This window comes from Candidatus Cloacimonas sp. (genome assembly GCA_035403355.1).
Classification (GTDB): Bacteria; Cloacimonadota; Cloacimonadia; order Cloacimonadales; family Cloacimonadaceae; genus Cloacimonas.
The window spans coordinates 1-11,503 of the sequence record DAONFA010000040.1 but is presented as its reverse complement, the minus strand read 5'-3'; the positions used below and the strand labels follow the sequence as shown (position 1 = coordinate 11,503).

General features: G+C 39.2%; 11 protein-coding genes and 1 tRNA gene. 6 read left to right on the top strand and 6 right to left on the bottom strand.

The window, feature by feature from the left end:
- Window positions 1-687: 687 nt before the first annotated feature.
- Window positions 688-1,413 (bottom strand): hypothetical protein, encoded by a 726-nt coding sequence (locus tag PLE33_08480; protein HPS61277.1) that lies wholly within the window; start codon window positions 1,411-1,413, stop codon window positions 688-690.
- 140 nt (window positions 1,414-1,553) lie between these two features.
- On the opposite strand from PLE33_08480, the gene PLE33_08475 reads away from it, so the two are divergent.
- The 6 genes from PLE33_08475 (at window position 1,554) to PLE33_08450 (ending at window position 8,196) form a co-directional block, all read left to right on the top strand.
- Window positions 1,554-1,940, top strand: coding sequence for a desulfoferrodoxin (locus tag PLE33_08475; protein HPS61276.1), 387 nt, complete (start codon window positions 1,554-1,556; stop codon window positions 1,938-1,940).
- An 11-nt stretch (window positions 1,941-1,951) separates the two neighbouring features.
- Window positions 1,952-2,542, top strand: a complete 591-nt coding sequence (locus PLE33_08470; protein ID HPS61275.1) for a rubrerythrin family protein — start codon at window positions 1,952-1,954, stop codon at window positions 2,540-2,542.
- A gap of 21 nt (window positions 2,543-2,563) precedes the next feature.
- Window positions 2,564-2,704: a rubredoxin gene (locus tag PLE33_08465; GenBank protein HPS61274.1), complete on the top strand. Its 141-nt coding sequence runs from the start codon at window positions 2,564-2,566 to the stop codon at window positions 2,702-2,704.
- Between the two features lie 82 nt (window positions 2,705-2,786).
- Window positions 2,787-3,239, top strand: a complete 453-nt coding sequence (locus PLE33_08460) for a ferritin family protein (protein ID HPS61273.1) — start codon at window positions 2,787-2,789, stop codon at window positions 3,237-3,239.
- Window positions 3,236-3,928: a tRNA (adenosine(37)-N6)-threonylcarbamoyltransferase complex dimerization subunit type 1 TsaB gene (gene tsaB / locus PLE33_08455; GenBank protein ID HPS61272.1), complete on the top strand. Its 693-nt coding sequence runs from the start codon at window positions 3,236-3,238 to the stop codon at window positions 3,926-3,928. Before PLE33_08460 ends, tsaB begins: the two co-directional genes overlap by 4 nt.
- 98 nt (window positions 3,929-4,026) lie before the next feature.
- Entirely contained in the window at window positions 4,027-8,196 is a 4,170-nt protein-coding gene (locus PLE33_08450) for an endonuclease (protein HPS61271.1), read from the top strand.
- Between the two features lie 309 nt (window positions 8,197-8,505).
- On the opposite strand, the gene PLE33_08445 is transcribed toward PLE33_08450, so the two are convergent.
- The 5 genes from PLE33_08445 to PLE33_08425 form a co-directional block, all read right to left on the bottom strand.
- Entirely contained in the window at window positions 8,506-9,198 is a 693-nt protein-coding gene (locus tag PLE33_08445) for an ATP-binding cassette domain-containing protein (GenBank protein HPS61270.1), read from the bottom strand.
- Window positions 9,198-9,959: an ABC transporter permease gene (locus PLE33_08440; GenBank protein HPS61269.1), complete on the bottom strand. Its 762-nt coding sequence runs from the start codon at window positions 9,957-9,959 to the stop codon at window positions 9,198-9,200. The genes PLE33_08445 and PLE33_08440 overlap by 1 nt, the downstream gene beginning before the upstream one ends.
- Window positions 9,960-9,985: 26 nt before the next feature.
- On the bottom strand, window positions 9,986-10,342 hold the full coding sequence (locus tag PLE33_08435) for a hypothetical protein (GenBank protein HPS61268.1): 357 nt from the start codon (window positions 10,340-10,342) through the stop codon (window positions 9,986-9,988).
- A gap of 48 nt (window positions 10,343-10,390) precedes the next feature.
- Window positions 10,391-11,302 (bottom strand): ROK family protein, encoded by a 912-nt coding sequence (locus PLE33_08430; protein ID HPS61267.1) that lies wholly within the window; start codon window positions 11,300-11,302, stop codon window positions 10,391-10,393.
- Between the two features lie 26 nt (window positions 11,303-11,328).
- Window positions 11,329-11,403 (bottom strand) — tRNA-His (locus PLE33_08425).
- Between the last annotated feature and the right edge of the window lie 100 nt (window positions 11,404-11,503).

The following is an 11,503-nucleotide window of genomic DNA, read 5'->3' as shown; positions in this document are numbered from 1 at the left end:
AGAACGACGTCCTCGTCGTTCACAAATCCCGGAAGAACGACGTCCTCGTCGTTCATAAGAAACTCCACCCTCTAAACATTCTTAACATTTTAATTCCCTGTAACTTACATTAATGACAGAAAACGACGAGGACGTCGTTTATTCCGGAAAATTTTCGAGGGGCTTACGCCACCATCGCTATCAAAGTGTCGCCCTAAGGGGCTTTAGGGAACCGGGTTGGGAAGGATAATAAGGGGGATACTTTTTTCCTTTACTACTAATTAGAGTTCCTCTACTTTCTTAGCTAAAAGTGTTAATCAAGTGATTATCTACCCTTAATCAAGCGTTAATAATTAACGCTTGATTAACGCCTGATAAACGATAAATTATCGGCTCGCAGTAAGAAACACAAAAGACAACCATATTAGGATGTTATCATATAAGTGATTGTTATAGTTGGTATTATACTGTTTTAAGAGGGAAACTATCTCATTATTTTTAAGGCATTACTTTTATGCTTCTAATTGCAATAAACGCTTATCTATCCTATAAGAATACCCGACTATAGGGAGGTGATACTTTTTACATTAACCACCCAATTTACAAACAAAGAATAGAAAAATTGTAAATCCCTTAAATACTTGAACTCTTGTTCAGCCCTTACCTCTCATCAATAAAATCTGCGTTATCGGCGAAATCTGCGTGCGATTACCCTTTTTCTTCATTCTCACTTTGCTTTATTCTTTCCCTCCAATGCGATTTTTTGGGAAAGCGAAACATCCAATGAATCAAAAACACCAACAGAACAACAATTACAGCCCCGATAACTAAGAGAAACCAGGGAAATTCCTTTTGCAATTCAACAGTCATTAGTTCCTGTTTCTGCCACATTTTACGGGTATCAAAGCTCCAGCTCACGGTGCGATTATTTATATCTACATTGGCAGGTAACGCATTGGTAGAAATAATTTTCCAGGGTAGATGAACTTTATAAGTCCACACAGGATTATCGGGTTGTAGCTGACCTAAAATATTTTCTATATCATCGTATTCATCCTGTTCCTGACTGCCTAAAGCGATTCTGCGTTTGAAAGTGATTCTTCTGCCGGGTTCTTTATTCAGGGTTATTTTTCCCCAGAAATCAGCTTCACCTAATTGGTCGTTGATATTATTGAAGGCATCAATGTTTTTAAACTTAAAATGGATGGTGTAGATAACATCGGGACCATTTCTATGAATCTCGTAAGATTGCAAATTGATGCCAGGTAATGCTGCCTTGCGCATAATTTCTTCGGGATTTTCATAAGGAGAACGGTGGACTACCCGGATAACAGCATGGCCTGAACCATTACGGTTAATCCAAAGTTCTTCATTATATTGAACGCATCCGGCTAAAAGCAGAAGCGTTAACAGCAACATTACAAGGCGTTTCATTCATCATCCCTTTTCTTTTTTAAAGCTTTATAAAAGCATAAAAACAAAAACCGTTTTTTTTGGCAAGGGAAAAATTCCATTTGACAAAAGTATTATCTTGCTTATAATAGATAAAAAGAGAAGATAACAGGAGGAAGAAAATGATAGCTCTTAGACAATTATGGCGGTGTCCCGTTTGCGGGAATGTTGTAGAAGTAATATTTGTTGGCGGTGGCGAATTAGTTTGCTGTGGTCAGCCAATGCAATTATTACAGGAAAATACTGTTGATGCCTCATTGGAAAAACATATTCCGGTAGTAACAGATTTGGGGGATAAAATTGAGGTCTCTATTGGCAGTATCCCTCATCCGATGGAAGAAAAACACTATATCACCAGTATTGAAGTGCTTACGGAGAAAAAAGTGTTACGCAAGGAACTGAATCCCGGGGATGAACCCAAAGCAAAGTTTTGCGTTAAAATGGAAAAAGTATTGGCTGTGCGCGAATATTGCAATGTGCACGGTTTATGGAAAAATCAACTAAAATAAGGAGGAACTAAATGCCCAATATTGAAAGCCGTACTGCTGAAAATCTAATGAAAGCGTTTGCCGGAGAAAGTCAAGCCCGAATGAGATATCTCTATTCCGCAAAAACTGCCAAGAATGAGGGCTTTGAACAAATATCCAATATCTTTACGGAAACCGCAGAAAATGAAAAGGAACATGCCAAAGTATTCTTCAAACATTTACAAAAGCTTGGTTTGGAAGGAGAAATGATTAATATTATGGGTTCCTATCCGGTTGGCTGGTCTGCCGATAGCACACTTAAAAATCTGGAGTATGCCGCTAATGGAGAAAATGAAGAATGGACGGAACTCTATCCTCTTTTTGCCGATATTGCCGAAGAGGAGGGTTTTGCTGAAGCTGCCCAATCCTGGAGAATGATTGCTAAGGTGGAAAAAGAACATGAAAAGCGTTTCCGTAAGCTCTATGACAATGTAAAAAATGCAAGGGTGTTTATCCGGGGCGAAAAAGTGTTTTGGAAATGCCTGAATTGCGGTTATATTCACGAAGGAACGGAAGCCCCCGTTGTTTGCCCTTCCTGCAGTCACCCGCAAAGTTATTTTGAACTTTTTAAAGAAAACTATTAAATCCCCTTAAGGAGACATAAAATGCAAAAATATCAATGTATAGCATGCGGATGGATATACGATCCTGCCGAAAACGACAATATTCCTTTTGAAGAACTTCCCGATGATTTTGTCTGCCCTGAATGCGGTGTCGGCAAAGATATGTTTGAACCCTTGGATTAAAAACAATCCGCTCCCTTATTACCGGGGGGAATTATTTTCTCCCCGGTGATTTTTTATAATATCTGTAATTGTGAGGTTATAAATGCATAGAAAGGACTTTGAAGAAATCCTTGATTTTGCCGTTATGCGTGAACAGGAAGCCATAAAATTCTATCAGGATTTGCAAAATCAATCCCACTTCCAGGGTCAGCTGGAAATGCTTAAAGAACTGGAAGCAATGGAAAAAAGCCATATAATAGCGATTGAGAAAATTCGTAAAGCGGGTGTAAAAGAAGAAGATATTCATAAAACACCCAATCTGAAAATAAGTGAATACATTACAGCTGATCCGGAAATTTTAGACCTTGGCTATCAGAATATCCTTATAAGGGGTATGAAAAGAGAAGAAACCTCCTTTCTGCTTTATTCTGAAATGAGTGTGAAATTTCCTGATCCCGAAATATCAACTCTCTTCAGACGCCTGGCAGCGGATGAAGCACAACATAAAAAGTTCTTTGAAAATTTGTATGATGATTGGATGCGGAAGGGAAATTGAAACTTGCCCTTGATACTACTCAAAATTTCGGCTCCCTTGCTCTGGCAAAGGAAAAGAAAGTTATTTACTCCGCCTATTTTGACATCAAGATTACTCATAGCGAAACCCTGATGCCAGCTATTGACTATGCTTTTCAATTCTGTAACGCGGAACGCAGGGAATTGGAGGCATTGTATCTCTGCATTGGACCCGGGTCTTTTACCGGACTGAGAATCGGTTTAGCAACAGCCAAAGGAATTGCTTTTGCTTTGGGTATTCCTCTTTATGCTTTTTCTTCTTTGGAACTTGCCGCTTTGCCGGTTTGCGGTTTGGGTAAAAACATTCTCTCCGTTATAGACGCTAAGATGAAGGAAGTTTATTGTGCCTTTTACGACTATAATTTAAAGGAAATTATTCTCCCTGCAGTAATGAAACCGGAAGAGCTTTGCCAGCTGAAGGAGAATGATTTTATCCTATGCGGAAGTGCGGCAGAAATGCTTAGTCCTCTATTGCAAAATGCAGGGCATCATTTTTACACTTTATCTTCCATTATGCAAATACCTTCCGCTGCAGGACTTTTTTACTTGCCAGAAAAGCTACCTGAGAAATTTATCCCCCAAAACATTGAAAACCTGGAACCAATGTATTTAAGAGCAGCCAAAGCCCAAATAGGAAAGAAAAATGAAGAAGGAAAAAGTTTAGTGACCTGAAAATCGCTGAAATCTTTTTCCTTCCCAATCTTTCTATCTGTTGCCTCTGTGTAATCTGCTTGCTTAATTATCTTTGGTGAAAACAAGGAGAATATAGAATGCGAAAACCGTTACTCTGCTTACTAATGCTATTCTTTAGCATCTCTATTATCTATGGAGATTATACTGTTAATTTTGAAGGAACAAATGAGACAAAAACTGCTTACGCCTCAGGAGATGTAACTTTAAGCGGCATTTCCTGGAATATGACAGAAGCATTAATTGGCAATTTGGCTAACGACTGGAAAAATGGAACCCGTTCTGCCAGGTTGCGTGGTTACGGAACCTCAAGTATGACAATGCTGGAAAACAAAACAACCGGATTAGGAACCCTTTCCTTTTACTATCGGCGTTATGGAACTGAAGCACAAGTTGACTGGAAAGCTGAATACAGCGTTGATAACGGAGCTAACTGGACTCAAATCGGTTCTGTTTTTACTGCTCCTGCCAGTGATAACCCCAGTTTATTTTCCGAACAGGTTAATGTAAGCGGTAATATAAGAATCAGAATAAAACGCGCTACAGAATCAGGAGCTACTGATAAACGCATAAATATTGATGATATAACCCTAACGGATTATACACCTGTAGTTCCTGTTCTTGTTCTTGATCCTACTGTTTTAAGCGGATTTACTTATGAACTTGGAGAAGGTCCTTCAGCATCACAGTCCTATACTCTTTCCGGCTCTAATTTAAGTCCCTTGTCCGGTAACATAACTATCACCGGTTCCTCCAGTTTTGAGGTCTCTTCTGATAATGTAACTTTTTCTAATAGTTTCTCTTTACCTTATAGTGGAGGCATTCTATCCCCTGCAACTTTATATGTGCGTTTGAAAGCAAACCTGAGTCCGGGTAATTATCTAAATGAAAACATCACTCATAGTGGAGGTGGTGCTTCAGTTTTCTTATCAGTTAATGGAACTGTTATTTCTACTTATGTTTCGTTTACTACCGAGGGTTATACTGAAGATTTCACAACTTATAATTCTCTGGAGAGTTTGCCCTCCGGCTGGACTTTAAGTGATCAATATACTTATGGTGGAGATTTTGGTTCTGGAACTGCAGGAGGATTAAGGGGTAATGGAGTTTTGGGAATTCAGCTTACTTCTTCGGCTCCAAATAATGCTTTAACTGCTACCCTAACCTTAAAAAATCAAACCGGCGCCACAATCAATAACCTGAATGTTACCTATCAGGGAAAAGTAGCCCGAACAGATCAGACAGGAACTCCCAAATGGGTAGTCAGTGTAAACGGAACTGAAATTCCTGCTTTAGAATATTCTACAGCAGAGGGAACTAATCAACAAATAAGTGCAGTTGTAACCGGTTTGAATATAGCTGCGGGAGATAATATTACTATCCAATGGTTTACAACGAGCACAGGAACAAGCGGAACCAGAAGACAGATTGGTATTGATGATGTTGATATAAATCTTAATATCCCGGTAAATCCGCTAATTAATGTTACAGCTAATTTAGTTACTTTTCAAACCACCCAGGGAACCCCTTCACAACCACAAAGCTATTTCCTTAGCGGAGTTGATTTAAGCCAAAATATTAATGTTTCTGCACCCAACGGTTTTGAGATTTCTGTAGATGAGGGTATAACTTATACTATAAACACCAGCGTTTTACCTAATTACGAAGGAAATGTTTTAGTTAGAATGACCGGAACTACTGCCGGAACTTTTGGCGGAAACATTATTCATACCTGTTTGGGGGCTACGGATGTAAATCTTGCTGTTGCAGGAATAGTAACCGGAGCAACAAGTTATGCAGCGGACTTATTCTTTTCCGAATATATTGAAGGTAGCGCTTCCAACAAATCTATAGAGATTTTTAACGGAACGGGCTCTGCAGTAAATTTATCTGATTATAAAGTAACTCTCTATTCCAACGGGTCAACTACTCCTTCTTCCACTTTAACACTAAGCGGAACTCTGGCAGATAGTGAGGTTTATGTTATTTCCAATGCCAGTGCCAATGCAGATATTTTAGCTGTTACAGATTTAACAAATAATAATGTAGCGAATTTTAACGGTAACGATGCCTTAGCCCTGATAAAAATAAGCACCGGGGCTTTTATTGATATTTTCGGCGTAATCGGAAACGACCCTGGAGCTGCCTGGTTAGGGGATAACAGTTACACTACCGTAAATTCTACTTTAGTAAGAAAATCATCTATAGCTCAAGGTATAACCCAAAATCCATCAGGCACAGGAGCTTATGCTTTTACTACGCTGGTTTCCGAATGGGATTTATACCCTCAAGATACAATAGATAATCTCGGCTCTCATACTTTTAATGCCGAACCCCAGGAAGTGGAAACACCAACTTTGCAGGCAACGAACATTATCACCTATCCTGCTAATACAGATATAACTTTGGAATGGACTCCAGGCAACGGGACAAGGAGAATAGTTAAAATAAATACTACCAATTCCTTCACTTCTCCTGTTGACGGCAGCAATCCTACTGCCAACAATGTTTACAGTGGCAGTGGTGAACAGGTTATTTTTAATGGTGCTACTCAAATTGTGGAAGGGATTCCGTTAAATGGCTGTAATGTATCCGGTCTTACACCAGCAACTACATATTGGTTCAGGATTTATGAATATAACGGCAGTGGTAGCTATACGCGTTTTAATACTTCGGTTGCTACAAACAATCCTGTTTCTGCTATTACTACAAATACTCAAAGCAATGGATATTATACCGGAATTACGGGTTACGGCAGCACTCTGAAGACCAATTTGCACAACCTGCTGAGAACAACTCATACTACAAGATACTCTTACGATGCCTTGTGGATTAAATTGCCCTATACAGATGAAGACCCCAATAATAGCGATAATATTATTGAAATATATACTGGTTGGAGTGTTCCCAAATCCTATTACGGAGGAGGCACTTCACAATGGAATCGGGAACATACCTGGAGTAAAAGTCATGGTGATTTTGAGGAAAGTCCACCCGCAGGAACGGATTTACATCATTTGCGTCCTTGTGATGCAACAGTAAATTCTGCCAAGAGTAATAAGGATTTTGATTATGCTACGAATCCTTATAATGATTCTTCACCCTATAACGGTTACTCTCAAGATACCGGATGTAAAACCTCTACTTATGCCTGGGAACCGAGAGATGAGGATAAAGGTGATGTAGCCAGAATGATTATGTATATGGCAGTGCGTTATGAAGGCACCGATACTTCTTTTGATTTGGAAATTGTAGATAATACCAATACCAGCGGACCAAATTATGGAAAGCTTTCTACTTTGCTGCAGTGGCATATTATAGACCCTCCGGATGCGCGGGAAATGCAACGCAACAATCGTATTCAGGAACTCCAGGGAAACCGGAATCCCTTTATTGATGAGCCAATGTATGCCTGTGAAATCTGGACTCCTATGCCTTTAAATACTACGAATATTACTACAACAAGTTTCACTGCCAATTGGACGGCTCCCATTTCTGCTACAAAGTATTATTTTCAGCTGGCGACCGATGCCAATTTTACGAATATTGTTTCCGGTTATGATAATCTGGATGTGGGTTTAAATCTCTCCCGCAATATTAGTGGTTTATCCAATGGGAATACCTATTATTTTCGTTTGCGTTCTTATTTCACAAGCGGCTACAGTATGTATTCTCCCTATCAGACAGTTAATCTTACATTACCTGCTTCGGCACAAATTTCTACGGAAACAGCTTTAACGGAAGGAAATCTGAATGGAGCTTTGGTGAATATTACCCTATCCAATACTACCTGGAGAGATAACACTTTGCTGATTGGTAACTTTACTCTTAATAACGCTCCTGCAGGTCTTTCTCTTCTGAGCGTGCAATACCTTAGTTCTAATTCCGCTCAAATAGTTTTAAGCTTTGATAATACCGATTTTGATAATAATATCCTGAACTTCAGCATCACTATTAACGCTGCGGAAATAAATAATGCCTCTAATTTGTTTACTAATGCTATACCGCTAATTGCATATTTGGAAATCCCTTTATCCATCCAAATTCAGGGAACGCAATTGCAATTGATTATGCAGGAAATATCAGATGCGGATTCATATATGGTCTTTTCCTGCACCGACCCTTATGGTGTTTTTTCTGATATTAGTAATACCGGCAGTTTTGATCCGCTTGCGCCATATCGTTGGAGTTATGTTCTTCCTGCAGATGAACACAGATTTTATCGCGCTGTAGCAATCCGTAATCCGTAATAATTTTTCCCGCTGATTATGCAGATAAATATTATCCGCTTAGTTAGCTGATTTACATAGTGGTTTAGGGATAAACAACATAAACGGGATTTAGCCAAATTCCCGTTAGAGTGTTCATTTGCTGCTATAATAAAAGCTCGGAGGGCAACACAACGGAATGCTGATGTTTGCGTCGTGCAATAATAACCGGGGATTTCGTTTGTCTTGCTGTATTGAAATTAAGCTGAAGAAGTGGTTGACGAGGACTTTAACCCTCAGATAAAAGTATCTACCCTCACTGCTACCAATGCCAAAATTAACGCACCGTCTTTAATAGCAGCTTTGGGTAAGGTCAATAATTTGAGTAGCAATTTCTCCTGTGAAATCGTCATCACTACTGCCAATCAGCATTTCCTGCAAGAATAGTTCGTTTGCCAGGTTGCTGTTTGGGTAGTCGGAGCTCGCTGTAGCTGTGTTTTTAATACTATGATTTACGATAAAATCATAGATCATCTTTCTTTCGTTTTTATTGAATAGATAATAGGGGTCATCAATCAGCATAATTTTAGGTTTCAAGAGCAGAGAACGAATAAAACAAAAGAATTTGCGCTGTGCCGAACTTAAATTGGCAGGACGCAAATCCAATCCGCAATTTAGTTTCAGCTCTGCCATCAAAATCTGCAGTTCTCTTTCAAAAGCGCTATAGTCCTCCGTGGCAAATCTTTTATCCCAGGGAAGCAGCAAATTCTCGTGCACCGATAAATTAGACAGCATAATGCCCTCGTTAAACACAAGCGAAAAAGTGGAAAGAAGAGAATGCTGCTTCAGATATTCTTCACGGGGAATACCATCCAGTAAAATTTCGCCTTTATCCAATTCGGTAACACCAACTAATGCGGATAAAACAGTGGTAGCAATTCTTTCACAAGGATCATACAGCACAGTGCAGCCCTGCGAAGAAAACTGCAGGTTAAAGTCGTTCAACAAACCATCAATAACTACATTTCGGAAAATAATATCCATCAGGCACTAATCCAAAACAGCCAGGTGATAAATATATCTAAAATTATCACCGTGAAAATAGAAATAACTACCGCTTTTATCGTCCGTTGCGGAACTTCCGTTGATGCTTTGTTAACGCTCATCCCTTCATAAGATGCCATAATAGCTATAACTATGCCGAAAATGATGGACTTGAGGACACTCATCAAAATGTAAGGAAAGGTTAAGATAGATAAAAAATCACTCATAAATGCACTAAAAGACAATTGAGTGAAAAACTGGGCAAACAGCCATCCACCCACAACCGCTATAATATTAAAATAAAGCGTTAATACCACCAGCGAAATTACTACACCTAAAAGACGGGAAACGACAAGATAACCCATAGGAGCTATATCAAAGGATTTTAACAATTGCATTTCCCGGTTCACAACCATATTCCCGAATTCCGTAGAAATTGCTGTTCCGCTTCTGGCTATTACTACTAAAGCTGTTATAATTCCACTTAATTCTCCAACTATAACCCTCACTAAAATTATATGCACCCAAATCCCCTGCCCGAAATTGTTTAGAAAGGCATAACCCTGCAAAATAGTTAAACAACCAATGGCTAAAGCTATAAAACCGATTAAAGGCAGTGCCTCCACTCCCGTAAATTGAATTTGCCGAATTACAACTAAGAAACTAACATGTTTGTTATGCTTGGTATGCAATAACTCAGTTACCGTTTCTTCCAAAAACAAAAAAAAGTCCCTCAGGGACTTTTTTCTATCGTGTTGCATAACTTACATTACCGCTAAAAAGGTTGTTATTTTAGAATAAGCGTCTTCTTTAAGGAGGTGTAACGGGTGTTAAAACCCACTACTACAAGATATTCACCTGCAGGCATATAATTGCCAAAGTTATCTGTCCGCTCCCAATTTATATTAATGTCCTTTCCTACAAAACCTTCGTAAAGATCGCAAATAAACTCACCCTCGGAACTCTTAATTTGAACATTGATATAAGCAGGAGTAGATACAGCAATAGAAATCACACATTCCTTATCCATTGGATTAGGAAAAATATTAAAACTCTCAACAGGAGAGCCCTTATAAGCATACCCTGCTGTGGCTGTTAACATTAACACTGCCATCAGCGCCAGAATAAGCATTGTTTTTTTCATTTTATTCACTCCTTATTTAATGCCTTATAAATAAAGCAGGTTTCATTCCTAATTGCTGTTAAACTTATCTTCAATCAGTTTTATGGCTCCCAAAACACCTGCTTTATTGCCATTTATAGCTTTTGAAACCTTTATCCTCGCACTATGAGAAGCAGGCAAAGCACTTAATATTTCCTTTTCTATCTCTTCTATATAATATAATCCCAAATCCATTGCGCCACCACCAATAATTATTGCTTCCGGATCAAGACAGGTGGCAAGAGCTGCCAGCGAGGCAGATAAAAGATGCTGACCTTCTTTTAGATATTCACCAACCAAAGCATCGGTATCTCTGATAGCTATTATAGCAGGTAAATCCAATTCCGCATAACGGGCATTTTTTAATGCCAAACGCATGTGCAAACCTTCAGCCGAAGTATATGCTTCCAAACAACCATTTTTCCCGCAATTGCATCGTAAGCCATTATCCATAATACAAATATGACCCAGTTCTCCGGCAAAACCATTAGCTCCGTGAAATATTCTGCCTTCAGCTATAATCCCGCAACCGATTCCGCTGCCAATTGTAACTCCAATAACATTTTGCTTATTCTGAGCAGTGGCTTCAGCTAAAGCCATTAAATTGGCATCGTTATCGTAAGTAAAAGGAATATTACAGTGTTCCGGAAGTATTTCTCCAGGATGATGATTTACCCAAAAAGGCAAGTTTGGATTATTTCCGTTTACATACCCCGTCCGCTTATCTATAGCACCAGGAAGTCCAATACCAATTCCCTTCAGCTTATCCAGCCCTAACCTGAGGTTAACATCATTAAACATTTCCCTGGCTACGCTAAAGAAATCGTTTATATTCTTTCTGGGAAGAGGAATTGTTTTATAATAGTGTAAACCTTCTTCACAGTTCCCCCAACCGTATTTAAATCCTGAACCGCCTATGTCTATCCCTAAAAATATATTCATTCTCTTTGTTCTCTACTCCTGATAAATGGGGTGGGTGATGGGATTTGAACCCACAACGCCCGGAACCACAATCCGGTGCTCTGCCATTGAACTACACCCACCACAGGGTATATCAATATATACTTAGTCGGGACTTTAAGTGGCACGCCAGAAGGGATTCGAACCCCCGACCCGCAGCTTAGAAGGCTGCTGCTCTATCCT